Source organism: Thermodesulfobacteriota bacterium (assembly GCA_035325995.1).
GTDB lineage: Bacteria > Desulfobacterota_D > UBA1144 > Nemesobacterales > UBA2774 > JADLGH01.
Window position 1 is genome coordinate 304,326 of the sequence record DAOKYU010000001.1, and the last position, 26,122, is coordinate 330,447.

General features: G+C 58.2%; 30 protein-coding genes, 1 tRNA gene, 1 other RNA gene and 1 pseudogene. 11 read left to right on the top strand and 22 right to left on the bottom strand.

Translation table 11 applies throughout. From position 1 onward, the window contains the following. Positions 1-104 precede the first annotated feature (104 nt). Complete coding sequence (locus PKC29_01355) at positions 105-647, top strand: DUF308 domain-containing protein (GenBank protein ID HML94057.1); 543 nt, start codon at positions 105-107, stop codon at positions 645-647. An 18-nt stretch (positions 648-665) separates the two neighbouring features. Here the strand turns inward: PKC29_01355 and PKC29_01360 are convergent, their stop codons facing one another. Continuing rightward, positions 666-2,159 (bottom strand): AAA family ATPase, encoded by a 1,494-nt coding sequence (locus PKC29_01360; GenBank protein HML94058.1) that lies wholly within the window; start codon positions 2,157-2,159, stop codon positions 666-668. A gap of 290 nt (positions 2,160-2,449) precedes the next feature. On the opposite strand from PKC29_01360, the gene PKC29_01365 reads away from it, so the two are divergent. Beyond that, entirely contained in the window at positions 2,450-3,679 is a 1,230-nt protein-coding gene (locus PKC29_01365) for a PQQ-dependent sugar dehydrogenase (GenBank protein HML94059.1), read from the top strand. Between the two features lie 14 nt (positions 3,680-3,693). Here the strand turns inward: PKC29_01365 and PKC29_01370 are convergent, their stop codons facing one another. After that, the gene (locus tag PKC29_01370; protein HML94060.1) at positions 3,694-5,340 is read right to left on the bottom strand and encodes an acyl-CoA synthetase; all 1,647 of its coding nucleotides are present in this window, start codon (positions 5,338-5,340) and stop codon (positions 3,694-3,696) included. Between the two features lie 93 nt (positions 5,341-5,433). On the opposite strand from PKC29_01370, the gene PKC29_01375 reads away from it, so the two are divergent. Beyond that, entirely contained in the window at positions 5,434-6,771 is a 1,338-nt protein-coding gene (locus PKC29_01375) for a replication-associated recombination protein A (protein ID HML94061.1), read from the top strand. A 7-nt stretch (positions 6,772-6,778) separates the two neighbouring features. On the opposite strand, the gene gloA is transcribed toward PKC29_01375, so the two are convergent. The 9 genes from gloA to PKC29_01420 form a co-directional block, all read right to left on the bottom strand. Then, on the bottom strand, positions 6,779-7,156 hold the full coding sequence (gloA, locus tag PKC29_01380; protein ID HML94062.1) for a lactoylglutathione lyase: 378 nt from the start codon (positions 7,154-7,156) through the stop codon (positions 6,779-6,781). An 81-nt stretch (positions 7,157-7,237) separates the two neighbouring features. Continuing rightward, entirely contained in the window at positions 7,238-7,696 is a 459-nt protein-coding gene (locus PKC29_01385; protein HML94063.1) for a MaoC/PaaZ C-terminal domain-containing protein, read from the bottom strand. A gap of 70 nt (positions 7,697-7,766) precedes the next feature. Then, positions 7,767-8,372: a recombination mediator RecR gene (gene recR, locus PKC29_01390; GenBank protein ID HML94064.1), complete on the bottom strand. Its 606-nt coding sequence runs from the start codon at positions 8,370-8,372 to the stop codon at positions 7,767-7,769. Positions 8,373-8,376: 4 nt separating this feature from the next. Next, complete coding sequence (locus tag PKC29_01395) at positions 8,377-8,703, bottom strand: YbaB/EbfC family nucleoid-associated protein (GenBank protein ID HML94065.1); 327 nt, start codon at positions 8,701-8,703, stop codon at positions 8,377-8,379. Between the two features lie 4 nt (positions 8,704-8,707). Then, positions 8,708-10,402 (bottom strand): DNA polymerase III subunit gamma/tau, encoded by a 1,695-nt coding sequence (gene dnaX, locus PKC29_01400; GenBank protein ID HML94066.1) that lies wholly within the window; start codon positions 10,400-10,402, stop codon positions 8,708-8,710. A 19-nt stretch (positions 10,403-10,421) separates the two neighbouring features. Beyond that, positions 10,422-10,519: signal recognition particle sRNA small type (gene ffs / locus PKC29_01405), an RNA gene on the bottom strand. 145 nt (positions 10,520-10,664) lie between these two features. Next, a tRNA-Ser gene (locus PKC29_01410) sits at positions 10,665-10,756 on the bottom strand. Between the two features lie 109 nt (positions 10,757-10,865). Continuing rightward, positions 10,866-11,051 carry a hypothetical protein gene (locus tag PKC29_01415; protein HML94067.1) on the bottom strand — a complete coding sequence of 62 codons (186 nt, stop codon included), beginning with the start codon at positions 11,049-11,051 and terminating at the stop codon, positions 10,866-10,868. Between the two features lie 94 nt (positions 11,052-11,145). Beyond that, on the bottom strand, positions 11,146-11,526 hold the full coding sequence (locus PKC29_01420) for a cytochrome c (protein ID HML94068.1): 381 nt from the start codon (positions 11,524-11,526) through the stop codon (positions 11,146-11,148). 141 nt (positions 11,527-11,667) lie between these two features. On the opposite strand from PKC29_01420, the gene PKC29_01425 reads away from it, so the two are divergent. From PKC29_01425 to PKC29_01435, 3 genes are all read left to right on the top strand, one after another. After that, the gene (locus PKC29_01425) at positions 11,668-12,420 is read left to right on the top strand and encodes an enoyl-CoA hydratase/isomerase family protein (protein HML94069.1); all 753 of its coding nucleotides are present in this window, start codon (positions 11,668-11,670) and stop codon (positions 12,418-12,420) included. Positions 12,421-12,476: 56 nt separating this feature from the next. Next, positions 12,477-13,019: an NUDIX hydrolase gene (locus PKC29_01430; protein HML94070.1), complete on the top strand. Its 543-nt coding sequence runs from the start codon at positions 12,477-12,479 to the stop codon at positions 13,017-13,019. Between the two features lie 162 nt (positions 13,020-13,181). Beyond that, complete coding sequence (locus tag PKC29_01435) at positions 13,182-13,742, top strand: hypothetical protein (GenBank protein ID HML94071.1); 561 nt, start codon at positions 13,182-13,184, stop codon at positions 13,740-13,742. Between the two features lie 27 nt (positions 13,743-13,769). On the opposite strand, the gene PKC29_01440 is transcribed toward PKC29_01435, so the two are convergent. The 7 genes from PKC29_01440 to PKC29_01470 form a co-directional block, all read right to left on the bottom strand. After that, positions 13,770-14,045: a hypothetical protein gene (locus PKC29_01440; protein HML94072.1), complete on the bottom strand. Its 276-nt coding sequence runs from the start codon at positions 14,043-14,045 to the stop codon at positions 13,770-13,772. Positions 14,046-14,130: 85 nt separating this feature from the next. Next, positions 14,131-14,748, bottom strand: a complete 618-nt coding sequence (trmB, locus tag PKC29_01445; protein ID HML94073.1) for a tRNA (guanosine(46)-N7)-methyltransferase TrmB — start codon at positions 14,746-14,748, stop codon at positions 14,131-14,133. 33 nt (positions 14,749-14,781) lie between these two features. Then, complete coding sequence (gene aroB / locus PKC29_01450) at positions 14,782-15,879, bottom strand: 3-dehydroquinate synthase (GenBank protein ID HML94074.1); 1,098 nt, start codon at positions 15,877-15,879, stop codon at positions 14,782-14,784. Next, the gene (locus PKC29_01455; GenBank protein HML94075.1) at positions 15,876-16,886 is read right to left on the bottom strand and encodes a diacylglycerol kinase family protein; all 1,011 of its coding nucleotides are present in this window, start codon (positions 16,884-16,886) and stop codon (positions 15,876-15,878) included. The genes aroB and PKC29_01455 overlap by 4 nt, the downstream gene beginning before the upstream one ends. Continuing rightward, positions 16,883-17,404 carry an adenine phosphoribosyltransferase gene (locus tag PKC29_01460; protein ID HML94076.1) on the bottom strand — a complete coding sequence of 174 codons (522 nt, stop codon included), beginning with the start codon at positions 17,402-17,404 and terminating at the stop codon, positions 16,883-16,885. Before PKC29_01460 ends, PKC29_01455 begins: the two co-directional genes overlap by 4 nt. A gap of 19 nt (positions 17,405-17,423) precedes the next feature. Further along, positions 17,424-18,101 (bottom strand): LysM peptidoglycan-binding domain-containing M23 family metallopeptidase, encoded by a 678-nt coding sequence (locus tag PKC29_01465; GenBank protein ID HML94077.1) that lies wholly within the window; start codon positions 18,099-18,101, stop codon positions 17,424-17,426. Next, positions 18,061-18,537, bottom strand: coding sequence for a TIGR00725 family protein (locus PKC29_01470; GenBank protein HML94078.1), 477 nt, complete (start codon positions 18,535-18,537; stop codon positions 18,061-18,063). Before PKC29_01470 ends, PKC29_01465 begins: the two co-directional genes overlap by 41 nt. Before the next feature lie 320 nt (positions 18,538-18,857). Between PKC29_01470 and PKC29_01475 the strand changes: the two genes are divergently transcribed. The 4 genes from PKC29_01475 (at position 18,858) to PKC29_01490 (ending at position 23,542) form a co-directional block, all read left to right on the top strand. Next, the gene (locus PKC29_01475; protein ID HML94079.1) at positions 18,858-20,462 is read left to right on the top strand and encodes an asparagine synthase-related protein; all 1,605 of its coding nucleotides are present in this window, start codon (positions 18,858-18,860) and stop codon (positions 20,460-20,462) included. A gap of 42 nt (positions 20,463-20,504) precedes the next feature. Continuing rightward, a complete protein-coding gene (locus PKC29_01480; protein HML94080.1) occupies positions 20,505-21,176 on the top strand; it encodes a cysteine hydrolase in 672 nt (223 codons plus the stop codon). Between the two features lie 51 nt (positions 21,177-21,227). Then, entirely contained in the window at positions 21,228-22,811 is a 1,584-nt protein-coding gene (locus PKC29_01485; GenBank protein HML94081.1) for a sodium:solute symporter, read from the top strand. A gap of 95 nt (positions 22,812-22,906) precedes the next feature. Further along, a complete protein-coding gene (locus PKC29_01490) occupies positions 22,907-23,542 on the top strand; it encodes a hypothetical protein (protein HML94082.1) in 636 nt (211 codons plus the stop codon). 36 nt (positions 23,543-23,578) lie between these two features. On the opposite strand, the gene PKC29_01495 is transcribed toward PKC29_01490, so the two are convergent. Next, positions 23,579-24,091 (bottom strand): hypothetical protein, encoded by a 513-nt coding sequence (locus tag PKC29_01495; GenBank protein ID HML94083.1) that lies wholly within the window; start codon positions 24,089-24,091, stop codon positions 23,579-23,581. A gap of 111 nt (positions 24,092-24,202) precedes the next feature. Here PKC29_01495 and PKC29_01500 point away from each other — a divergent pair, with 111 nt between their 5' ends. Continuing rightward, the gene (locus PKC29_01500) at positions 24,203-24,706 is read left to right on the top strand and encodes a nitroreductase family deazaflavin-dependent oxidoreductase (protein HML94084.1); all 504 of its coding nucleotides are present in this window, start codon (positions 24,203-24,205) and stop codon (positions 24,704-24,706) included. 20 nt (positions 24,707-24,726) lie between these two features. Here PKC29_01500 and PKC29_01505 read toward each other — a convergent pair. The 3 genes and pseudogenes from PKC29_01505 to PKC29_01515 all read right to left on the bottom strand — a co-directional run bounded on the left by PKC29_01505 (position 24,727) and on the right by PKC29_01515 (position 26,000). After that, positions 24,727-25,055 (bottom strand): annotated as a pseudogene (locus PKC29_01505) (TfoX/Sxy family protein). 120 nt (positions 25,056-25,175) lie between these two features. Beyond that, positions 25,176-25,493 carry a hypothetical protein gene (locus PKC29_01510; protein HML94085.1) on the bottom strand — a complete coding sequence of 106 codons (318 nt, stop codon included), beginning with the start codon at positions 25,491-25,493 and terminating at the stop codon, positions 25,176-25,178. Between the two features lie 111 nt (positions 25,494-25,604). Continuing rightward, positions 25,605-26,000, bottom strand: coding sequence for a hypothetical protein (locus PKC29_01515; protein HML94086.1), 396 nt, complete (start codon positions 25,998-26,000; stop codon positions 25,605-25,607). Positions 26,001-26,122 lie beyond the last annotated feature (122 nt).

Below are 26,122 nucleotides of genomic sequence, written 5' to 3' on the forward strand. Positions count from 1 at the left end.
TTGCCGGAATATGGGATTATCTTTTGGCATGAGCCGCATCCGGCGGAGTTGTAAAACCGTTGCACCGGGCTTGGCTTCAGTCATCTATGTTCGGAGGTATGTATATGAACGGTACGTCTGTTGCACAGGATATTAAAGGCTCCTGGGGCTGGCTCCTGACCCTCGGGATTATCTACGTAATAATGGGTTTCTTTATCATCGGCATGCCGGGCGCGGCGACTCTCGCTCTGGAGCTGCTGCTGGGGATCGTGCTTATAGTCGGCGGAATTATCTCCGTGGGCGGGTCTTTTCTTGCGGGGGACTGGAAGAGGTTTTTGTTCATATTCCTGAGCGGCGTACTTTATATAATCGTCGGCGTTCTGCTCCTCAAGAATCCGATAGCGGGCGTACTCACGCTGACGCTGCTTTTGGCGGCGTTCCTCCTCGTCGAAGGCTTCTTCAAGATAATCCACGCGTTTCAGCTAAGGCCGCTTCCGAGCTGGATATGGCTTTTCGTGAGCGGCGCGGCATCGGTGATACTCGGCATAATGGTATGGGCCGGGTTCCCCGAGACGAGCACTTTTATTCTCGGACTTTTGGTGGGTATCGCATTCCTTATGAACGGCCTGTCGATGGTGATGGTCGCTTTCGCCCTTAAAGGGAAGTAGCCGGGCGCGGCCCCGTGGTTAATGGGCGGATACGGTTCTGTCCCGGGCCCATTCCCTGAGAAGCGCTATCTTCTCGGACATGGTTTCCGAGAGCGGCCGCGTCGCTGAAATTTCGCTCAGGAGTATTTCGGTCGAGAGCTCTTTCCTTTCGGAAAAGGCGCTGTAGAGCCCGGAGACTATGACCTGCTCTATCTCCGAGCCGCTGAATCCGCCGGCAAGGTCCGACAATTCCGCGAGGTCGAACAGGTCGGGGTTCTTCCCGCGCTTTTCGAGGTGTATCGAGAATATCGCCCTCCTCGTTTCGGCGTCCGGAAGGTCCACGAAGAATATCTCGTCGAATCTCCCCTTTCTCATGAATTCGGGCGGGAGGGCCTTTACGTTGTTCGCCGTGGCCACTATGAACACGTCGCCCTTTCTTTCCTGGAGCCAGGAGAGGAACGTCCCGAATATCCTCGCCGAGAGCCCTCCGTCGGCCGCCCCGCCGTCCGACGAAAAGGCCTTTTCTATCTCGTCTATCCAGAGGACGACGGGGGACATTTTTTCGGCCGTCCTCATCGCGCGTTTGAAATTCTTTTCGCTCTCGCCTATGTATTTGTTGTAGAGGCTCGACGGGTCCATCCTCAAGAGCGGGAGGCCCCATTCCATCGCGACGGCCCTGGCGCAGAGGCTCTTACCGCAGCCGGGCACGCCGAGGAGGAGTATGCCCTTCGGGAACGTGAGGCCGAATTCGCGGGCCTTTTCGGGGTTGGCGACTATTTCCTTTCTCTTCGACAGCCACGATTTAAGCGCGGCGAGGTCGGCGATGTCGGACATGTTCTCCTCGGCGGGATAGTACTCGAGGACGCCCTCCCTTTCGACTATGACCCTCTTCGCCTCGGCGGCCTTTCTAACGTCCGCGGGCGAGAGCTCCCCGTCTTCGACGATGAGCTTAGTGATTATCTTCCCGGCCTCGGTGAGCGTGAGTCCCGTTAGATTGTTGAGGAGCCTGTTCGTATCTTCCCCGGAGATGCTTATCTTAACGTTCATCCTCGAAAGCATGTCGCGCGTGACCCTTCCGAGGAGCTCCCTGTACTCTTCTCTCCCGGGCGCGGGGAGCCTGAACACGGCGGAGGCGCTCCTAAGATTCTCCGGAATGTCGTGGGAATTGCCGGATACTATGACGGCCCCGTTGTTGCCGAGATAACGCCCGGAGGCGTATTTCAAAAGCTCGGACGTGGTTCTGTCGCCCTTAAAGCCGTCGAGCCCGACGAAATGGTAGAGGGCCGGGAACCCGGACGCTTCGACGTGCATGAGCGCCTTGACCGGGTCGGCGGAGCCGTATACCGCGCCCTTCGATTCGACGTCCCCGCGCATGAGCCCCCTCGTCCTCGTCCAGAGGAAATAGGGAATCCCCAGCCGGGCCGCGAGCAGCCTGAGCACGGTTTCGGCGCGCTCTTCCTCGTCGGCTTCGAGGAATATGAGGCTGTAGCGGGAGCGTATAAGCAGCTCGAGCTCTTTGAGCGTATCTTTCATGGGTATCGATCGGCCGTCTCCGGCGCACTCCACGCCGGCCGGATTTGTGGTAATGATATGGCCCGGCGGCTTCTCTTTCAAGTGGACCCGGATAAACCGCACCCTCTCCCCAAAGGGTGCTATAAACAAAACCGATACGGCTCTTCCCTCGGTATGGAAAGGCGTTTCGAGCGCGGGAACCGGAAAGCCGTATCGATACATTTCCAGTCTGATTCTGCCTCGATATCGGTATACTTTCTAATTTAAAGCGACTGCTCCCTAAAGGAAAATCTCCCAAGATGGAACATGCCATGAAAAATCCGCGCCTGCTGATACCCGTGCTTCTTATTGTGCTCGCCCTCGCCGTTTACTTCAGGGGGGCACTGTCCGAAGGTTATCATTACATAACGAGCGCGCTCGTTAAGGGCGGAGCGGTGGAGGGGCGCGCCCCAGCCTCGCGCGGAAGCAAGTGGGCCGAGGTGGGGCTCACGCAGTTTACGTCCGGGCTCGAGCTTCCCGTGGACCTTACGCACGCCGGCGACGGCTCGGGGCGCATATTCGTCGTCGAAAAGCCCGGCCGAATAAAGATTGTCAGGGACGGGAAGGTCGGGGAGGGGAGCTTCCTCGACATAGTATCGAGGGTCCGTTCGAGGGGAACCGAGCAGGGGCTCCTGGGACTGGCCTTTCATCCGAAATTCCCGGAGAACGGGAGGTTCTTCGTCAACTATACAGACCTCGACGGCGATACGGTAGTTTCGGAATTCGGCCTTGCGGACGATCCCGACCGCGCCGATCCGGGGAGCGAGAGGGTGCTGATCAGGATAGAGCAGCCAGCCTCGAACCACAACGGCGGGCAGGTGAGGTTCGGCCCAGACGGATACCTGTACATAGGCATGGGCGACGGCGGCTCGGCCGGCGACCCGTGGGGGAACGCGCAGAACCTGGACGCGCTCCTTGGCAAGATACTGCGCCTGGACGTGGACGGCGAGAAGCCCTATGCCATACCTGCCGACAATCCGTTTAAGGACAGGGGTGGTGCGCGGCCTGAAATCTGGGCGTACGGACTCAGGAACCCGTGGCGATTCTCGTTCGACCTAGAAACAGGGGACATGTACATCGGGGACGTCGGGCAGAACCTCTGGGAGGAGATAAATTTTCAGCCGCGGGCGAGCGGGGGAGGGGAGAACTACGGCTGGGATTATACGGAGGGCTCGCACGAGTTCGAGATGCCCCGAGGGCACGATACGGGCGGCATTACGTTCCCGGTATTCGAATACGGGAGGGAAGACGGATGCTCGGTTACGGGCGGGTACGTATACAGGGGAAAGGAATTTCCCGCGCTCGCCGGCACGTATCTCTTCTCTGACTTCTGCACGGGGAAGCTATGGGGGCTCAGGAAAAAGGACGGCGGGGGCTGGGAGTGGACGATGCTCCTCGACACCGACCTTCAGCCGGGAAGCTTCGGAGAGGGGCCGGACGGGAGCGTTTATATTCTCGACTTTCCTACGGGAAAAATCTTTAAGATAACCGTTGAAAAATAGCGGGACGTTTCGTTCTATCGGTGCTGCAGCTTCTTCGCTATGTCCCGAAGGATGTATTTCTGAATCTTTCCCGTGGAGGTTTTCGGGAGCTCCATGAATATCACCGTCTTCGGGCACTTGAAATGGGCGAGCCTCTCGCGGCAGAAGCTTATTATGTCTTTCTCGCTCGTTTCCGGGGCGCCGGATTTCAGCGTGACGAAGGCGCAGGGCGTCTCGCCCCAAGCCTCGTCGGGTTTGGCGACCACGGCGGCTTCGAGTATGTCCGGGTGCTGGTAGAGGACCGATTCCACTTCGAGCGTAGCGATATTCTCGCCGCCGGAGATTATTATGTCCTTCGAGCGGTCCTTTATTTCGATGTATCCGTCGGGATGCGTGACGCCGAGGTCGCCCGTGTGGAACCATCCGCCCCTGAACGCGTCTTCCGTTGCGCCGGGGTTCTTGAGGTATCCCTTCATGACGATGTTGCCCCTGAAAAATACCTCGCCGATGGTCTCACCGTCCCAGGGGAGGGGCTCTACCGTTTCGGGGTCGCCCACCATGAGCCCTTCCTGGAGTGTGTAGCGCACACCCTGGCGGGCTTTCATCGCGGAGCGTTCATGCGGGGGAAGGGCGTCCCATTCGTCGTGCCACTCGCATACGGCCGCGGGGCCGTAGGTTTCCGTGAGACCGTAGACGTGCGTTACGCGGAAGCCCATTCTCTCTATCCGTTCGAGAATGGCGGCGGGCGGTGCGGCGGCGGCCGTAAGGAAATTCACCTGATGGTCGATTCCCTCTTTCAGCTCCTTCGCGGCGTTGATTATCATGTTCATGACTACGGGGGCGCCGCAGAGGTGGGTCGCGCCGTGTTTCTTTATGCCCTCGAATATATGCGCGGAATCGATCTTCCTCATGCAGACCGACGTGCCCGCTATGGCGGCGAGGGACCACGTGAAGCACCAGCCGTTACAGTGGAACATGGGGAGGGTCCAAAGGTATACGGGCCTGCCGGTCATCCCCCAGTTGACGAGGTTCCCGACGGCGTTGAGGTAGGCCCCCCTGTGGTGGTAGACGACTCCCTTCGGGTTGCCTGTTGTGCCGGAAGTGTAGTTGAGCGATATGGCGTCCCACTCGTCGCCGGGGCCTTGCCACGGAAACGACGGGTCGCCGGATTCGAGGAAGTCCTCGTATTCGGCTTCGCCGAGCCTTTCGCCGCCGGGGCCATACGGATCGTCGATGTCTATGACGACGGGCCTTCTCCCGAGCATGGCGAGCGCCTTTCTTATGACGGGGGCGAACTCGGTATCGGTAATCAGCGCCTTCGCTTCCCCGTGACCGAGGAGGAAGGCTATGGTCTCGGCGTCCTGCCTGATGTTGAGCGAGTTAAGCACCGCCCCGGTCATAGGCACGCCGAAGTGCGCCTCGTAGTGCGCGGGGATATTGGGGGCCATGAAGGCCACCGTGTCGCCTTTCCCTATCCCGATGCGCGAGAGCGCGGAGGCGAGCCTGACGCACCTTTCGTACGTCTCGCGCCACGTATAACGCGCCTCGCCGTGAACCACCGAAACGCGGCCGGGGAAGACCGCGGCCGCCCTTTCGATGAACGAGAGCGGCGAGAGCGGCTCGTAGTTAGCGGGATTTTTCTCGAGCCCGATGTCGTATTTTCTGCTGCCGGAGTCCGTCATTTCGCGTCCGATTTTCCTCGGTATGTATATCTTACAGTAATTCGGGGCGTCTTCGCTATTGATTTCTTTTCCCCCGCCCTCTACCCTTTCTCTATGGCTAAAAAATTTACGGGCGGGGAGGGGGAGCAGCCGCTCTTCAAGCCCCCTCCGGGCTCTTCGCCGCTCGCCGAGAGGATGCGCCCCGGGACTTTCGAGGAGTTCACCGGGCAGAGGCACCTCGTCGGGGAGAGCGGGGTCATACGGAAGATGCTGGAGCGGCACAGCATACGCTCGATGATCCTCTGGGGCCCGCCGGGCTCGGGGAAGACTACGCTCGCGCGTCTTTTGGCGACGAGGCTAAACGCCGACTTCGTCCAGATAAACGCCATATCGTCCGGCGTCAAGGACCTCCGTGAGATCATAGACGCCGCCGAGAAGTCGCGCAGTATCGGCAGGCGGACGGTGCTGTTCATAGACGAGATACACCGCTTCAACAAGTCGCAGCAGGCTGCCCTCCTGAAAAGCGTCGAGAGCGGGACGCTCGTTCTTATAGGAGCGACGACGGAGAACCCGTCGTTCGAGGTGATATCGCCGCTCCTTTCGCGCTCGAGCGTGTACGTCCTCGAAGCACTGACGCGGGAGGACCTCGAAACGCTCCTCGACCGGGCGCTCGAAGAGGACGAGATAATAAAGGGGACGCTGGTAACGCCGGAGGCGAGGGAGGAGCTCGTCACGCAGAGCGGCGGGGACGCGCGCGTCATGCTGAATACGCTCGAGGTCGCGTACGACATAAGCGACTTCGGGGACGAAGGGGCCGAGATCACGCGGGACGTCGTGAGGGAGGCGTATCAGACCCATCACTACAGGTACGACAGGGCGGGGGACGAGCACTATAACACCATCTCGGCGTTCATAAAGAGCGTCAGGGGGAGCGACCCGGACGCGGCCGTTTATTACCTGGCCCGCATGCTGGAAGCCGGGGAGGACCCGAAGTTCATAGCGAGGAGGCTCATTGTGCTGGCCTCGGAGGACGTAGGGAACGCCGAGCCTTACGCGCTTACGCTGGCGACGGCGGCGTTCACGGCGGTGGATTACGTGGGCATGCCGGAGGCGAGCCTGATACTCGCGCAGGCGGCGACGTATCTTTCTAGCTGCCCGAAGAGTAACGCTTCGTACATGGCGATTCAAGGCGCGTTTTCGGAGGTGAGGAGAAGGCCCGGCGTCGCGATACCCATGCACCTCCGGAACGCCCCGACGAAGCTGATGAAGGATATCGGGTACGGGAAGGACTACAAATATTCGCACGACGCGCCCGGCCATTTCGTGGAGCAGAATTTCCTCCCGGACGAGCTGAAGGACGCCGTGTTCTACGAGCCCACGGACATCGGGCGCGAGGCAGCCCTCAGAAAATACCTGGAAAGCAAGTGGAAGAAGCGCCGGGGCAGGGACTGAGGCCGGGTTATTTCCTTTCTATGAGCTCTATTTTGTAAGAATCCGGGTCTTCTATGAAGGCTATGACCGTGGTGCCGTGCTTCATCGGCCCGGGCGGGCGGACGACCTTGCCGCCGCCGGCGGCTATTTTCTCGCACGCTGCGTATATGTCCTCGACCCCGAAGGCGACGTGGCCGTAGCCGGCGCCGAGGTCGTAGCCGGCGGTGTCCCAGTTGTGCGTCAGCTCGAGTATTTCGGGCTGGTCTTCCGTGCCGAGGAAGGCGAGGGTGAATTTCCCATCCGGATAGTCTTTCCTCCGGTTGAGCCTGAGCCCCATGACCTCGGTGTAAAATTTTATGGATTTGTCGAGATCGCCGACCCTTATCATGGTATGGAGAAAACGCATCGGAGCCTCCCTTGCAAAATCTTCAGCCGTTTAATTCAGAAGGTAGCACATCGTCCGGGCCAAGTCAAAGCCGGGAGCGGATCAGTCGTCCAGCGGGAAGATAGTCTCGTTGGCGGCGAGTATCTTCGCCTCCATGGCGGCCAGCAGCGTCCCTTCGAGGTTTTTGATTTCGCACGACATCGCCACGAGCCCGCCATTCAGCTTGGGCTTGGCTTCGAGCTCGTCGATCGTCCATTCCATCGAGATGGTGTCGCCTATAAATACGGGGGCGGTGAATTTGATCGAGGCCTCGACTGTAGAAATGTCGGTATCGTTGAAGTATTTGCTGTATACACCGACAGCCAGGCTGAACGTGAGCGCGCCGTGGACTATCCTCTTCCCGAAACGGGCCTTTTCCATCGCCAGCGCGTTCGTATGAAGGGCGTTGTAGTCGTTAAAGAGCCCGGCCGCCTTTACGACGTGGGCTTCGGTGACCGTGATTCTCTCGGAAAACCTGTCTCCCTTTTTCAGCTCCCTGAACGCTTTGCCTATTCGCGGCATGCCAACCTCCTCCGGATTCGATATCTATTATATGCAAGATATGGAACATATAATATATATACTTTACATGTTACATATGCCGCCTATCCCTGATTGCCTTGCCTAAAGTTATTTCGTCTATATACTCGATATCCCCGCCCATCGGGATGCCGTGCGCTATACGCGTAACCTCCACGCCGAGCGGCTTTATGAGCCTTGCGAGGTAGAGGGCGGTGGCCTCGCCCTCGACGCTGGGATTGGTGGCGAGTAGGGCCTCCTTTACGCCGCCGTCCTTGAGCCTCGCGAGGAGCTCCTTTATCTTGAGATCGTCGGGGCCTATGCCTTCTATCGGGGATATGAGGCCGTGAAGGACGTGGTAGCGCCCCCTGAATTCGCCGCTCCGCTCGATGGCTATCATGTCGAGGGGCTCCTCGACGACGCACAGGGAGGCCGCGTCCCTGTCGACACCGGTACATATGCTGCAAGGCGACTGTGAAGAGAAGCTGAAACACTCATCACAAAGGACGACCTTCGTCCGTGTGTCTATTATGGCCTTTACGAGGTTGTCGGCGTTCTCCCTCGGATATCTGAATATGTGAAACGCGAGCCTGGTCGCGTTTTTCTCGCCGATTCCGGGCAGCTTCGAGAGCTCGCCGATGAGCCTCGCTATGGATTCGGGAATACCGGTCGATGACATGTGTTTATATGAGGCCCGGGGGAAGCCCGAGGCCGCCGGCGAGCCTGGCTACCTCTTCCTTCATGACGTCCTGACCGCGGTTAAGGGCTTCGTTCACTGCCGCGGTGACGAGGTCCTGGAGCATCTCGATGTCGCTGTCGTTTACTATTTCGGGCTCGATCTTTATGGAGATAACCTCGCCCCTGGCCTTGGCCACCACCGTGACCATACCGCCGCCCGATGTCGCCTCGACAGTCTTTTCGCCCGCCTCGGCCTGGAGCTTTTCCATCTGCTCCTTCATCTTGCTGGCCTGCTTCATGAGGTTCTTTATATTTCCGCCGCCGAATTTCATATCTCTACTCCTTTTCCCTTGGTTTTACGCTTACGACCCTGCCCCCCAGAATCTGCTCCGCCTGCTTTATGACGGGGTCGTCGTGGATTTTTTTCTTCTTTTCTTCCCTGCACGACCTGGCGCTCTTTTTCGCGGGCTCGGCCGAGTGAGCGACCTCGACTATCTCTACTTTCGGCGCTTCGGTGAAGTACTCGCCGAGATATTCCCGGAGAGAGTCATACCGGTCCTTATTCCTCAAACGATCGGCGTGAAGTGAGCTTTCGAAGGCGAGCGTCAGAACGCCTCCGTCGAGGGTAACTTCCTTCGCCCTGCCTATGTAAGTTCCTATTACGCTGTTTCTTGACTTAACGTACTGTATGAATCCGTCGAGGCCGGCCTGTGAGGGTTCCGTCTTTCCTGTGGGGCGCTGCGGAGGAGTTTCTCTCTCTCGCCCGTGGGGGGAGGGCGTGGCGGGCCTTTTTTCGGGGGGCCTCTCGGGCTCAGGCCTCGAAGGGGCCTCGCGCCCAGGGGCGGGCTCTCTCGTATAAGGGGCGGGCCCGGGACGCGCTCCGCCCGAAGAAGCGCCCGCCGAGAGGCCTTCGAGCCTCTTTATTATGCTCTCTATCGGTATCGTTCTTTCCAGCGTCGCAAGCTTGATGAGCGTGAATTCGAGCGCGGTCTGCGGGTAGAAAGACCTCTGCACGCCCTCGGCGCCTTCGAGCATTTGCCCGAGAAGGACCTCCAGGGTTTCGACGCTTTCGCCCGAGGCCGTCTCTTCGATCTCGCGCTTTTCCTCGTCCGGGAGCTCGGCCACGGCGTCCCTGCCGCAGGCCTTTATGAGGAGGGCGTGCCTGAGGCCCCTCAGTAAATCCTCGGCGAAGCGCTTGGGCTCGATGCCTTTTTCCATGGCGAGGTTAAGCGCCTCTATGGCGGCCTTCGGGTCCTTCCCGATTACGGCCCTGAGCACCGATTTGAGTATATTCCTGTCGAGGACCCCGAGAATGCGGAGCGCGTCGTCGTGGGCTATCGTGCTGCCGAACGTCGCCAGGAGCTGGTCCATGAGGCTGAGGGCGTCTCTCATGCTGCCGTCGGCCTCGCGGGCGACGGTGTAGAGCGTCTCTTCGCCGACCTCTATTCCCTCGGCCGTCGTTATCGTCGTGAGCCTCGCCCTTATCTGCTCGACGGGGACTTTCCTGAAGTCGTGACGCTGGCAGCGGGAGAGAATCGTTACCGGGACCTTGTGGACCTCGGTCGTCGCGAGAATGAAGACGACGTGCGGGGGAGGCTCTTCGAGCGTTTTCAAGAGTGCGTTGAAGGCCGACTGCGAGAGCATGTGGGCCTCGTCGACTATATAAATCTTGTACTTGCCCGATGTCGGCAGGTACTTGATGTTCTCTATTATTTCCCTGACGTCGTTTACGCCGGTGTGTGAAGCGGCGTCTATTTCGATGACGTCGAGCGATTTGCCCTCGGCTATCTCGATGCAGAACGAGCATTCGGAGCAGGGATCGGGGGTAGGGCCGTGCTTGCAGTTAAGGGCTTTTGCCAGGATCCTCGCGCTGGACGTCTTGCCGACGCCTCGCGGCCCCGAGAATAAAAGCGCGTGGGCGGTCTTCCCCGTCGAAACAGCGTTCTTCAGGCTGCGGGTTATGTATTCCTGACCCGTGATATCGTCGAACGTTCCGGGCCGCCATTTTCTTGCGAGGACGAGGTAGGACATCTGTCACCGTGAAAAAACCAGTTAGCCAGGTATCCGCAACGCTCAGGGGGATTCGTTACCGTTGCTCCCTTCCGGGCCTGGCGGGGTTCACAAGCCCCTGACGTACGGGCCTGACTAACTGGTGAATCTTTTGTCCGTTAAAAAGGCATCCCCCTGTCGGGACGCTCACAATAAAAATACCCGATTATGGATAATTATTCTCCGGGGGCTCGGCTGACATCCGTGCGTCTGATTTCCTTGGGGTTACTGCGCCGAATATATATGGCGGAGAGGGTGGGATTTGAACCCACGAGGGAGCGTTAACCCCCTACACACTTTCCAGGCGTGCACCTTCGGCCACTCGGTCACCTCTCCGGCGTATATCTGAAAATCAGGAAGATTGTAACATCCCTGGAATACAGGTCAAAGGAAATAGTGCAGAAACTCGATAAACAACCTTGCCCGGCCTATTCCGCCGGTATTTTCATTCGTACTCTTCCGGGTAATCGTCGCCCTCTTCCATGCCCTCGCTGATTTCGGAAGGCTCGGTCGGGGCGCCCACGGCCTGACCGGGATCGTTTATTGTCCCCGGCTCGACGCTCGCGCAGCCCATGGGGAGCGCTGTGAAAAGCCCGAGAAGAATTAACCTGAGCATTTTTATCTTCGTCATCCTTTCCCTCGTCTCGATCCGGCGTTTCTTCTAATTATATGTCTTTTATGGTCGAAAGGGGCGGCGAACGCTGTTACCGCCCCGCTTCGAGGATTTATTTCTTATACTGGCACTTGCAGAGATCCTGCCTTATGAATGCCACGACGTTCCATATATCCTGCTCGGAGAGCACCCCTCCCCAGGGGGCCATCATCGGGGAAAGACCTACGGAAGCGCCGCCCTCGCTGATGACCTTGTATATAAAGTCGTCGGTTTGCTTGGACAGAAGCTCGGCGTCGGTCAGGTTTTTCGGCTTCGGGTCGAGCGCCGCCGCGGCGGGACCGTCGCCCTTGCCCCCGGGCCCGTGGCATGCCGCGCACGTATTCTCGAAAGTCGTCTTACCCTTAGCTGCATCACCCTTTGTTTCTGCACTGCTCACCGCCGCGCCGAGAGAAAGGCACAGAACGGTCAAGAGCACAACGTAAACAGTTCTCATTTCAGAACCTCCCAATTCTGTACGAGATTTACAACTGTGATAATATTAACAGCTAAGAGGGCTTTGTATAGTGATAATATTGCGGCCGGGAGGCGGCCGCGGGATAATCCGTGCGGAGAGCTATTTCAGAAGGAGGAGCGTATGAGATATGTCGGTTTAGCCGTGAATGACGGCGTGGCGACGATAACTTTAAAAAGGCCGAAGGTGAACGCCATAAACGAGGATATGGTGGCCGAGCTTCACGGCGCCTTCAGGGAAGCCGAAACGGACGGCTCCGTGCGGGCCGTGATACTTACGGGAAGCGGGAGCTTCTTTTCCTTCGGCTTCGACATACCGGGATTCATGGATTACCCGAAGGATTCGTTCAGGATGTTCGTAACGGCGTTCTCGGAGCTGGTGAAGTATGTCTTCGGCTTTCCGAAGCCGGTGATCGGCGCGCTGAACGGCCACGCGGTAGCCGGAGGGTGCGTACTCGCGCTCGCATGCGACCGGAGGATAATGGTTTCGGGCAAGCCCAAGATAGCACTGAACGAACTTACGCTGGGAGTGACTATTTTCACGAGCATAGCCGAGATGCTGAGGTTCGCCATCGGCGCGAGGAGCGCCCAGCAGGTCCTTTATTCCGGGAAGATGTTCTCGGCCGAAGAGGCCCTGGCCATAGGGCTCGTCGACGAAGCGCCGACGGCGGAGGAATTCGAGGCGGCTGTCGCAAGCGCGGCATCGTCGTTCGCCGCCATTTCGGGAGACGCCTTCCGCACAGCTAAAAACCTCCTTAAAAAGCGCGTTTTGGGCAGGATAGACAGGGAGGACGAATTCTCGATCAGGGATTTCGTCCACGTATGGTACGAAGAGGAAACGCAGAAGAAGCTGGCGAAGGTCGAAATCAGGGACTGACGTAAGAATTTACGTGCAGCCGCCAGGAGGCTGTGACTCATCCACTCGGAAGGCTCATGGTAAAGAAATGGGATCTCGTAAAATCGGAGCGTATCACGTCGAACAGGGTATTTTCGACACGGAAGGACGCAGCCGTATCGCCCGTCACCGGCGAGCGGCACGACTTTTTCGTCATCGAGGCCCCGGACTGGGTTAATATAGTCGCGCTCACGGGAGAGGGCGACCGGGACGTCGTGCTCATAAGGCAGTACAGGCACGGAATACGTTCCGAGACCATAGAGATACCGGGCGGTATGATAGACCCCGGCGAGACGCCGCTCGAAGCCGCCAGAAGGGAGCTCCTCGAAGAGACCGGGTACGCCTCGGACGAGTGGGTCGAGCTCGGAGCCGTCGTTCCGAACCCCGCCATACAGAACAACAGGTGCGCGACCTTCCTCGCGCGGTCGGCGAAGAAAATCGAGGAGCCCCATTTCGACACGACGGAAGATATAGTCGCCTATACGGCCCCGCTTTCGGACGTGCCCGGGCTCGTCAGAACGGGGAAGATCACACATTCCCTTGTTATATGTGCGTTTTACCTTCTGAGTGTTGCCGAATAGCCTGAATAAACCGAATAAGCCGCTTTAAGTCCGGCCCTGCATGGTGCTAGAATCGAGTTTAAGTTTTAACTGCTATACCCGATATACGTTTAAATAATTGTTCGGTATACTGTTGTGAAATGAGCTTCGAGGGTGTATATTATAGCGATGATGAGGCGTAAAATGTCCATAGCTGCCGTTTTTGCGGCGGCGTTCTTTGTGAGCTTTCTCGCCCTGCCCGCCGAGTCTATATCCCAGACGGCTCCGGCACCTGCTCCCGCGCCCGGGGCACCGACGCCCCCGGACTTCCCGCAGTATATTGTGACCCCGAGGGACGATCTGAACCCGTACGACCTTTCGACTATGCAAAAGACTACGGGGATCGACTACAGGAAGGGGGAGGGGACCCTGGGGACTACGACGCAGCCAAGCAGTAACATAGAGGTAAACGAGGCGCTCCGGAAGAGCAGGGAAGAGAGGGAAAAAGCCGCCCGGAAGAAGGCCGAAGAAGAGGCCGCCGCCGAAAAGGAATCCGGAGCGGAAGAAGGCGCGGAAGCGGGGCCTTCCGCTCCGAGCGAGATGGCCGGTCCCGAAGGAGACGATCTTTCTGTCCCCGGCGTCAGGGGGGGCCTCTTTACGTGGACGGACGAAAACGGCGTCCTCCACGCTACTAACGACCTGGGCCAGGTCCCTATCGAATACCAGGTAGAGGCCCTCGAGAACCCGGAAAACAGTAACGACTGAAGCCGACCCCACACCCCCCCGTAATAACTACTTTTTGGTCTTGCCCTTGGTGTCCTTTTCGAGGAGCTCCGTCATTTTTTCTTCTATAGCGTCGAGCCTGGCCGAAAGCCTTTTTACCTGGCCCTCGAGGATGTAGAGGGAATCGTTCGTGCCGTCCGCACGTTTCAGTAGCAGTATTCCGATGCCGATTACAGGGGCGACCACGAATATAAGGTGGAAGAGGTATCCCGGCTCTCCGCCGTCGCAGCCGGTAAGAAACAGTCCTGAAAATATTAGGCTGGCTATCATCGCTCCGGTTCTCATATTAGTGTTCCTCCTTTAATTCGGTTCTTCTGTATTTTACCACGCGGGTATTTTCCCACCCGGTTGCGGGAATAAATATCGCGAATCATTTGAGGTTTGTAAACTTCGCATAATAAATCTCTCTTCCCTCTTCCCTGAATTCCCTCTCGTAGCCGGTCAGCGGCCTTCCGGGAATCTCGTTAACGTATCCGGGCTCGCCGAAAACCGGGGAGAAGCACTCCATGGCGCCGAGGGTCTCGAGGGCGTTGGCGACGTATTCCCTGTGGTCGCTCGCGAGCTCGAGGACGCCGCCTTTTTTCATGATCCCGGAAAGGAGCGTCAGGAACCAGGGGTTGACTATCCTGTGTTTTTCGTGCCTGTCCTTTGGCCAGGGGTCAGGGAAGTTGATGTAGACGGCCGAAAAGGAATCGGGCGGGAAGAGCTCCCTTGCCGCGATGACGGCCTCCATGTGGAGGAATTTTACGTTGGCGGCCTTCCTTCTCGCGGCGCTTTTTACCGCCGTGTTGAAGCGCCTCTTTTTTACCTCCACGCCGAGGAAGTTCGCGCCGGGATCGGCGAGGGCGCATTCTATGAGGAAGTCCCCGTCGCCGAAGCCTATTTCGAGGGCGCGTTCGCCTGCGTTGCCGAATACGCTTTCGAGGTCGAGCGGGATCGTATGGAGCGATACGTCGAGTATCGGGTTAATATCGCGGAGCTTTTTCAATTGCGGGGTCCTTACGGTATCGATGCCGGTATTTTACTTTATCGCGGCCGGTATGAGCGCTTCGTCTATCCTTATGCCGTAGCTTCCGCCGGGCTCGGCCATGCGGCCCAGGGACTCGGGGAGGACCATTTCTATCTTCCCGCCCCGGGATTTTTTGTCGAGCTTCATCGCCCCCGCTATCTCTCCGGCGTCCATGCCGGCCGGGACCTCCGTCGGGAGGCCCGCCTTTTCGATGAGCCGGACGAGCCTTTCGAGCCCGGCTTCACCGAAGAGCCCCATGCCGACTGCTATCTTGCCCTCGGCGACCATGCCTATGGCCACGGCCTGGCCGTGGGTGACGGCGTAGCCCGAGAGGTTCTCGACGGCGTGGCCTATCGTGTGGCCGAAGTTTAAAATCTTCCGGAGATTGGATTCCCGCTCGTCCTTCTCGACGACCCCGGCTTTAATCTCGCACCCCCTGACGACGACGTGCTCCAGGGCGGCGCGGTCGTATTCGAGGATCTTGCCGATATTGTCTTCCAGGTACGAAAAGAGCGCCGGGTCGGCAATGACGCCGTATTTTATGACCTCGGCGAGGCCTTCTCTTATTTCCTTCACGTCGAGGGTCATGAGCGTCTCGACGTCGGCGTATACGCGCCAGGGCTGGTGAAACGCACCGATGAGGTTCTTCCCGTGAGGGGTGTCGACGCCCGTCTTCCCGCCGACCGAGCTGTCCACGCACGCGACGAGCGTGGTCGGAATCTGGACGTACGGGACGCCGCGGCTGTAGGTAGCGGCCACGTACCCGGCGACGTCGCCGACGACCCCGCCCCCGAGCGCGATCACGGCCGAGTCCCTGCCGAACCCGGCTTCGAGCATGCGGTCTTCGATGAGGGCCTTCGTTTCCCTGCTCTTATGCCTCTCGCCGGCGGGGAATGTAATCAGAAGGGGGGCAAGCCCCTCGGCCTCGCACGCGGACAGGAGCTTTTCTCCGTAGATGGGGGCGACGTTGGAATCCGTCACTATCGCGAGCCTGTGTGCGAGACCGGCTTCCCCGAGGTCGCGCGGAACGCCGCCGAGCGCCCCTTCCTTTATGACTATGTCGTAGGATTTGTCTTCTTCTTTTTTCAGGTTGACTCTTATCGTGTTCATTCGATTTTTCCGTAGGGGATTTCTATCCTGTTTTCGGGCGGGAGCTTCTTCTCGCCATGGAAGGATATTATCCTGATTCCGGGGCCGGGCTCCATCGTGACATCGACAGGCTCTTCGTGTTTGAATATCTCGCCGTCGATTATGTAGCCCATGTTCCTTTCGACCCTTAAGGACGAGAGCGCCCTGTTTACGAAGTTGCCGGCCGGGTCGGACTTGAGGCTCCTGTAGAGCCCGAGGGGCAGCGTGTGCCTGTTCTTCCTGAGGTACTCCTCTCTTATGTAGACGGCGTTGAACGTGACGCCGGGCTCGGACTTTTCGGCGAAGATGTCGAAGCCGAAGACGAGCTTCCTCAGCCCCGAGGCTATCAGGAGGACGTGGCCCTCGTGGGGAAGCCTTACGCCGTCCATGTGCACGGCGGAATCGATGTTTTTGAATGTGCTGCTGTCGGCGTTGGATATGAGCGCCACGAGCATCTTCATAGTCATCACGGAGGCCACCTGGATCCCGGCGCCCTGGCCGTAGTATTCGAGGAGGAAGTTGTAGAGGAGGCCGTCTATCCACGTAAACCCGTAGGCGGGGCTTTCGCGGCTCGCGTCGGTGACGCGGACGAGGCTCCGCTCGGTGAAGGGGAGGGGCTTTCCCTTGTCTATATAATCGTTGATCTTCCTCGCGATCGAGAGCTGGCTGTTCCTTAGCCCGGCGTCGGAGCCTATCATGTTGATGGTCCCGCCCATGAGGGGGACTACTATCGGGAGCCCGTCTTCGCCGTGCTGGTTTACGTATTCCGTAAGCACGTTGCAGATGGTGCCGTCGCCGCCGCTTATGAGGAGGATTTCTATCTTTTCCTTCCTGAGCTTCTTTACGGCGCCGGGGAGCTCCCCCTTGTTTTTCGTCGTGCGGAGAACGGCCTTGTCGCCGAACGTGTCGCCGAGGCTCTTGAGGACGCCCGCGGTTTTCCTGCTGTTTATCTTGGCCGAGGGGTTCAGGATAATGCCTATCTTTTTCATAGGTCGTATTCGAGCACGGACCATACGGGGCCGGGCGCGAGCTTCGCCTTGCCGCCGAGCCCCGTGAGCTCGACGAGAAAGCAGTAGCCCGCGATCTCTCCGCCGAGCTGGCGGACGAGATCGCCCGCAGCCCTGGCCGTGCCTCCCGTCGCGAGGAGGTCGTCTATGAGGACGACCCTGCTGCCGTCGTGTATCGCGTCCCTGTGAACCTCGAGGGAGTCCGAGCCGTATTCGAGGTCGTATGATGCGTTTATCGTGACGTAGGGGAGCTTACCCGGCTTTCTTACGATGACGAGCCCCGTCCCGAGCTTGAGCGCGAGCGCCGAGGCGAATATGAACCCCCTCGATTCTATGCCGACGAGGAAGTCTATCTCCTTGTCCCCGAGCAGCTCCGCCATACGGCTTATTGCCCCGCAGAACGCCTTTGCGTTCTGAAGGAGCGGTGTGATGTCGTGGAATATTATTCCCTCACGCGGGAATCCGGGTATATCCCTTATATATTCTCTAAGCTCTACCATTCAGCTTTCTCCTTGTAATCTAGGGAAGGTAATCGAGCGGGTTTACGGGCTTTCCGTTCTTTCTTATCTCGAAGTGGAGATGATTCCCCGTGGCGTTCCCAGTGGCGCCGACCCTCCCCAGCACCTCCCCGGCCCTGATGCACGAGCCCGCTTTGACTTCGTTCGATTTATTGTGCGCGTATAATGTGCTTATTCCGTTTCCGTGCTCTATGACGACCACCCTGCCGTAGCCCGTAAATCCCCTCATGCCGTTCGTGCTCACTAGCACGAGCCCGTCCGCAGGGGCCCTTATGGGCGTCCCGCCCGGGGCCGGGATGTCTATGCCCCAGTGGAACCTCCGGCCCCTTTTACCGTACCCGGACGAGATGCCGCCGGGAAGGGGCCGGATGAAGCTCGAAGGCTGGGTGACGCCGGGGACCCTGAGGCGGGTGCCCGTCGGGATGTCGGTGTAGTCCTGTATGTTGTTTATCTCTATGAGCTCGTCGACTGTGGTATCGTAGATCCTGGAGACCCTGTAGAGCGTCTCGCCCGCTTCGAGCACGTGGTACCCGTTCCCCGCCCTGAGCGTGACGGGTTCTCTGAGACATTTGGCTATGTCTTCCTCGCTGACCCTGGGCACTACCTCGGTGTGAGGCGGCGGGGCAAAAGTCTTCTTGCTACCGCAGGCCGCCGTCAGTACGAGCACGAGCGAGCTCAACAGCCATATCCACTGCCTCGTCGGGGCCGGTTGCTTTTTTAATCTCAGACGATACATCCCAGGTTCTTATCCCTACGACCGGTATTTTCAATCTGAGGGCGAAGGCTATTTCGGACAGCGTGCCGAACCCTCCGCCTATCGCAATCACCGCGTCGCACGAGCTTGCGACGATGACGTTCCTTCCGTGCCCCATTCCTGTAACTATCGGTATGTCCACGTACCTGTTGGCGTCCGATTTGGACACCCCCGGTATGATGCCTACCGTCAGTCCCCCTTTAGAGCGGGCCCCCATGCAGGCGGCCTCCATCACTCCCCCGGAGCCTCCGCATAAGAGGACGGCCCCTTTACCGGCGATTTGCCTGCCGACTTCAAGCGCCGTTTCGCGCTCGCCCGAAGCCGCTTCGGAAGCCCCTATCACGCCGATAACAGTTTTCATTCATCATAGATTATATTGCCTTTCGCGCCGAGTCTCAAATGGCCGGATCGGACCGGCGCGATACACCTGCATAATATATAATATAACAGATAGCGCATAAATAATATATATACGCTTGAAATCGAAAACGGCTTGATATCAGGCGGTTTGTAAGGTAATCTATCTAGACAAGCATTAGAAGAATTACAATCCGAAAACTGAATTAAGCACCGATTGCCGTCTTCCGGCAGCGCCACTTTTCGATTTTTCCCGAACCCAAGCTTTTCCTTGCCGGTCGGCATGTTAATCGTTGTGCATTTCATCCAAGGAGGAATAACACTATGTGCGGATTATGCGGATTCATGGACGAGGGGGAGGACGTCCCGCTCTCGGAAGGCCTTGATATGTTGTCCAAAATAAGGCACAGGGGGCCGGACCAGGTGGGTGTATACCTCGACGGCGAAGTGTCTTCGGCGGAAAAGATTTCGGGCCTCAAATTAAAGAGATCGAGCGGGAGCATATGCCTCGCCCAGTCACGGCTCGAAATCGTGGGCGGGAGAGACGGCGTACAGCCCATAGCGGGCGAAAGGCTCACGCTCGTCCACAACGGCGAGATATACAACCACAGGGAGCTCCGGAAGCTCCTGGTCGACGATTTCGGAACGGGGAGCGACAGCGAGGTCGTTCTCAGGGTTCTGGAAGAGTATTACGACGGCGATCTGCTAGGCGCCGTAAAGCAGGCCATGCCCGTTCTGGACGGCATGTATGCGCTGGCGGTGACCGACGGCGATTCGCTCGTGCTGGCGAGGGACCCGATAGGGAAGAAGCCCCTTTACTACACGGACGGGCTGCCGTTTTATTTCGCCTCGGAAAGAAAGGCCCTTCTACACGCGCGGAGCAACGACGAAATCAAGAGGGTTCTTCCCGGAAAGCTGGTCCTGGTGAACGGCGACGGGGTTTCGGTCCACGGTGGTTATGAGGTCGAAAGGCCGCCTATAGAGATAAACGACATGGAAGAGGCCATATGCGCCTACGGGGAAGCATTCGACCGCGCCGTGGAAAAGAGGGTGCGCGGGCTCGACAGGGTCGGGGTGCTGTTTTCGGGGGGCATAGACAGCGTGCTCGTGGCAAGGGCGCTTCAGCAGAAGGGGCTCAGGGTCACCTGCTACACAGTCGGGGCCGAGGGGAGCGGGGACGTGGATATGGCCGTAAAGGCGGCGCGCGAGCTCGGGCTCGAGATCAACGTCGAGTACCTGACGGACGCCTCGATAAGCTCGTGTCTGCCGGAGGTCATAAAGTCGATCGAGCTTAACGGGCTTCTGCAGGTGGAGGTGGCGATACCGATGTACATAGCCGCACGAAACTGTGCGAGGGACGGCCACAAGGTGATGTTCAGCGGGCAGGCGGCCGACGAGCTCTTCGCCGGATATTCCTGGTACAGGGACGTCGTCAGGGAGCACGGGCACCTTTATCTTCACCAGAAGCTCTGGGAGGATATAGACAAGCTGTACGAGGACACGCTCGAAAGGGAAGACAGGATGGCCATGGCGCATTCCATAGAGCTAAGGGCTCCGTTCCTCGACCGCGAGGTCATGAGGACCGCCATGAGGATAGCCCCGCATCTGAAGTTAACGGGCGGGGACGATGTTTACGGAAAGCGCGTCCACAGGGAGCTGTCGATGAGGAAGGGTATACCGAGGGAGTTTGCATACAGGGAGAAGTCTCCGGCCCAGGAAGGGACGGGGGTGCACGACATGATACAGGCCCTGGCTTCGAAGCACTACAAGGGAAAGGACGTAGCCGTAGCCGACGTCGAGCTCGTGGATTTCGGCAGCAGCTACCGTTATCTCGGGAACCATTACGGAACGCCCGAGACGGCGGCTTATCTGAGGGAGCTCAGCGAGGAGAGCGCGCCGGGGGCTATCGTGGGGGCCGGGAGTAATTAATCCAAACACTTGCCGCCCGGCGGCAAGGGGAGGTTTGCCGGCATGGAAATCAAGGCAGTCCTGTTGGTGGTAGACATGCAGAACGGGTTCTGCGGCGTGGGCGGTTCGTTCGACAAGTTCGGATTCAACATCGCCCCCTACAGGGCCATAATTCCGACGCTCGGGAAGATGATAAATTTCATGCGCATAAAGGGCGTCCCGGTGTACTATGCGAAGGCGATAAGGGAGGCTTCGGGCCTGGATCTTTTGGACAGGGTGCACAGGATACTCCCGGAAAGCAGGCAGGAGAAGCTCGGCAGCATGCATCTGTGCATAAGGGACACATGGGACGCCGACGTCATAGACGAGATCTACCCGACGGACGACGATTATATCGTCGAGAAGAGGCGCGACTCCGTTTTCCAGGATACGGAGTTCGAGCTGTGGCTGAGGTCGTTCGGGGCGAACACCATAATATTCACGGGAATAGACACGTATATCTGCGTCGAGAGCTCCGTAAGGGACGCTTTCAACAAGGGCTACGACGTCATACTCCTTAGCGACTGCGTCGCTTCGCGGGAGCGGAAGTACCACGAGGCGTCCCTCGGCCAGATAGCGGAGTCGTACGGATGGGTCTTGACGGCGGAGCAGTTCATTAACCGGATAGAGATAGGGGAGCTGACGCTGTCCGAAATCGATCAGACCCCTGTCGAATATTCGGAATCGGGCACCTGATACATTAGCCTTTTGCCGTCTCCGGCCGTTTGGGAGGACCGTGATCTTTTTATGAACGCACTCGACTGGCTCGTCGTAACCGTTTACGTACTCGTCCTCCTTTTCCTCGGGCGGTATTTCGGCAAGGGGCAGGGAACCGTCGAGGATTATTACCTGGGCGGAAGGGAGATGCCGTGGTGGGCGATAGGGATGTCTACCATGGCGACGCAGCTCGGGGCCATAAGCTTCATATCCGCCCCCGCGTTCGTCGCGCTCAAGCCCGGGGGCGGCCTGTCGTGGCTGGGGTACGAATTCGCCGTACCCGCGGCCGTGGTATTCGTGATGATCTTTATCATTCCCGTAATCCACAGGGAGGATATAGTCAGCGTTTACGAGTACCTGGAGAAGCGGTTCGATTCCGGAACGCGGTCTATCGTAAGCTCGATCTTCCTCATCGGGAGGGCGCTCGCCACGGGGGTGTCGATATACGCCATAGGGCTCGTGCTGTCCGCCGTCTGGAAGCTCCCCCTCGCGCCGACCATTCTCGCGATAGGCGCTATAACCATTATCTACGACGCGTGGGGAGGGATGAAGGCCGTCGTGTGGAGCGACGTGCTCCAGATGGTCGTTCTCACGCTCGGGATATTCGTATGCGGCGGCGCGGCCTATATGCTGTCCGGGGGCCGGGAGGGCGTCCTTTCGGGATTCGACGCCGAGCGGCTTCACATAATGAAGCTCGGGACCCACGGCTTCGGAGACGGCGACGACTTCAGCTTCTGGGCGCTCTTTTTGGGCGGGTTTTTCCTTTACGTCTCTTATTACGGATGCGACCAGAGCCAGATACAGAGGGAGATGTCGGCAAGCTCGCTCGACGACGCGAGGAAGTCGCTGCTGCTGAACGGGTTCGCGAGGTTCCTGCTCGTATCGGCTTACGTCGGCATGGGGCTTTTAGTGGGGGCGTACGCGTACGAGAATCCCGAGTTCATGAGCCTCATCCCCAAGGACAAGCTCGATTACATGGTTCCCATATTCGTGCTCAACTACCTTCCCCACGGGCTTATAGGATTCATCGTCGTGGCGATCGTCGCGGCCTTCATGTCGAGCCTCGATTCGTCAATCAACTCACTCAGCGCGGCGTCGATGAAGGACATCTATCAGAAATACGTGAATTCGGATTCCGACGACGCGCATTACGTCAGGTGGTCGAGGATAATGACCGTCTTCTGGGGGGTCGTCTGCACGGGGTTCGCGTTCGTCGTGGGGGGGATCTCGGACACGATTATAGAGGCCGTCAACAAGGTGGGCTCGATTTTTTACGGCCCGGTCCTGGCGGCGTTCCTGCTCGGCCTTCTTTTCAAAAGATCGGGCCCTTCGGGCGTGAAGCCGGGGGTAGCGACCGGGATCGCGGTTAATCTCGTCCTATGGCTGGGGTTCCCTGAAGTCTCGTGGCTCTGGTGGAACCTTACGGGCTGCGTTTCGGCGGTCGCGGTGGGGTACGGCGTGAGCCTTATATACCCTTATGGCGGCTACACGGCCGGGGTTTACGACGCCTCGCACGGGCACGGCAAGTGGAAAGCGAGGTATGTGTGGCTGGTTTCGTACATGGCGGCGATACTGCTCCTGAGCTACCTGGCCGACAGGTACTGGCTCAAATAAAAACTTGATTTTGGGCGGGTCATCTTTTAACTTTTTACGTTAAGGCTTTTTACAATCGAGCCGTAACGAGAGATATAAAACGGGGGGATAGTCCTATGCCGGGTCCGCTTAAATCCTTTTTAATAATCACCGTGATATCGTTCTTCGCTTTTTCTCATTTTGCGTCCGCCGATCAGGCGAACCTCGCGCCGCTCGGGTTTTCGTTCGGCATGTCGGAAAAAGACGCCAAAAAGTTAATCGAATCGCGGGGCAAGAGGATAATGAACGACGAGGTGGATTCGAAGGAGATAAGAACCATACAGATGCAGGGCGTAATCACGGAGCTTCCGCTGGCGCTCGACGGTACGGACGTCAGCACGGGGCTCGAATTTTACGACAAGAAGCTCCTGTCGTCCGCCCTTATTTTCTCGGCGAAGGATTCGTCGGAGGAGCGTGAGTACCAGAAGATGCTGAATCAGTATCTGACCGAAACCTACGGCAAGCCCGCGAGCTCGGACAGCATGCTTTACTTCAAGACGTGGACCTGGCACATCCCCGACGTGAGGATAGTCCTTCATACGAACACGCAGGACCATACCGTGAAGATGGTGTACACCTACGAGCCGGTTAACCAGGCCAAGCGCGAAGACGAGCTTAACAAGCTCCGGGGCAGCGGGGAAGACCCCGACCCCGCAAGGGAAATGTTCATCGACGGGAACTACAGTAAGCCGACGGGATATAGAGGGTATTGATTCCGGCGTCCGGCGGGGCGCATATCCCGGCCGCTTTCAATATCTTGTGCATTTTTGGACTTCGTCCAGGTTTTCGTGATCGCTCGAGAGTATGCCGTATGCGTGCGCCCATTCGTGCTCGAGGAGAGGCAGGGTCCCTTTTCGGTTGAACGCCTTGTAGCTGACGATTATAAGGGAAAAGTCCGGGTCGAACTCGCCGTTACACCTCCCCCTGTGGTAGACGCAGGTAAACGTTCCGTGGACTACGGTTATAAGGTAGTCCGACACTTCCTTCCCGCCGTCCGTGATTCCGAAGCATCTGCTGAATTCCGTAAACCGGGCGTCGATGTCTTCGAGCAGCCCTTCGCCCCCTCCGGGCGCCGCACCGGGCTCGACGGCTACCATGAACCGGTATCCCGGCGTGGTCTCGTAAGGGAGCTTCCGTAGCTCTTCCTTCGACAGCTCCTCGGGGTTCATTATGTCGGTGAACCTGCCGACGTTGGCGCAGGACGCTGCCGTCAGGGAAAAAACCAGCGTCAGGGCGAGCTTTGTGAGGTGCGTTCTTTTCATAATGTGTGGCGTGCGTGCGTTTATTTACTATACAGGAGGCTTGACGCTAATGTTGGAGGCTTCTTGCGGACTTTGCCGCGCATGTTTTATCATATAGCGGGGGTCCCGGCAATGAACGAAAAAAGGGACGGCGCGGGGAAAAGGCTTCTCGGGTGGTTCGGCTCGACACGGGCCGGGGCGTGGACCATAATCAACGTCGGCTCGGCGGTGGACAGGCGGCTGATAAGGGCTTCGGGCGGGAAGCTCAACATGACGTTCGCGTGGCCGTGCCTTCTCCTTAAAACCACCGGCGCGAAAACTGGAAAAGAGAGGACCATCCCGCTCCTGTACCTGAGGGACGGGGATAATTTCGTCCTTATAGCGTCCAGGGGAGGGAACAGGAGGCACCCGGCGTGGTATGTAAACCTCAGGGCGAATCCGGAGGTCGAAATCTTCGTCGACGGTGAGACTGTGAAATGCACGGCGTCGGACGCCGTGGGCGAGGAGCGTGACAGGCTCTGGGAAAAGGCCGTCGGCGTTTATGACGGATACGAGAAATACCGGAAAAGGGCAGGGGAGAGGGAGATTCCGGTGGTGGTGCTGAGGCCGGAGCGGTTCTCTAAGCCTTCCGCCTGACAGTAGTATCAGCCGGGTTTCTATTTCTCCGGAAGGGTTCGAACGAACCCGACGCATCTGCCGACCCATTCCCTGAGCTCGCGGTCGGACTCGATGCCGCCCGGCTCGACGTAGACGTATCCCTTCATCGGCTTCCCGTAAAATCCATCGGCCTCGCGTGCAGCCTTGCAAGCGCGTCGTCGTACGCCGCCGGCCCGACCCTGGCCATAAGCAGGTCGTCCGTGATTCCGCAGCACATGTTGCCGCTTAGCATGAAGGCCAGACCGCCGAACATCTTCTTTTCAGACACGGCCCCCGCGCCGCGGAGCGCATACCTCAATCGTTTCGCTAGAGTTTCGTCGTATGCCATATGCTCGCAGATTATAATTTATTATCGGATGAATACCCCGGAGGAGCAAACAAAAAAGGGGACGGGCCTTTCGGCCCGCCCCCTTCCGGTTGGTATTGTTCACCCGTATGGAGAGTGATTTTACTTGTAACCTGTAGACGTCCCCGCGAGTTTCCTGATGGAGGACGCATGGCCGTTCTCGACGGCGACGCTCACCCTGTCACCGCTCTTGAGCCCGCTCGTCATCGAGGTGTCCGTGAGCTGTATTGTCTGCATCTTCCCGTTCTTGTCCTTGAGCGTAAGGCTGTGGTTGCCGATCGAGGTTATCTGCCCCATCATTACATGCGGCCTGGCAGAGGCCTGGCTCATGGAATTCTTTGCGGCGGCGAAGGAAGTCACCCCGCCGGCCAGGAGCATTACCACCATCAATATGTTTCCTATTTTCGCTAATCTCTTCATTGTCGTAAAACCTCCGTTTACGTTTGTATTTGACGACCGCACCGAACCCGTTTCCAGACGGAAAAGGCCCGAAGGGTCTCGTGTATATCCATTCGGCTGAAAAGAGTTGTGTCAGGAGAGATGCGGGGGTGATCTAAGGGGAGAAAAGCCGAAATGAGATTCGTACTTAAACGGATTGACCGGTATTTGTACGGAGTACCAATACGGGCTGAGAGAGCCGGCGAACACGTAACCCGCAGCGGAATCGGAGAGCCTTGCGAGCTGGCACCCCGCGCCGTAGCCTCCTCCGTCTTCGTCCCCGGTGTCCGTGCTTGCGGCGTACTGCCCGGCCCGGGAATTGAGGTGATGCGAGACCGAGTGCGGCTCCCGGGCGGAGCCGCTGTTTTCGCCGAAACCGTCCAGGACATAGCTTCCGCAAATAATGAGCGCGCCCGCTGAAAGGAGGACGAGCACTGACTGTCTCGCTATAGGCGAGGCGGAGTTATCGTTTGCGGAAGGTGTCTTCATGTGACTAAATTCCCTCTTTCAATGTAATAGTCTACGATGCGCCCCGGCCTTATCAAGCAAAATTTTCCGGGGTTAATTCCGTGGCTAATCAATGTAGCTACACCAAATAGAATTGTATATAC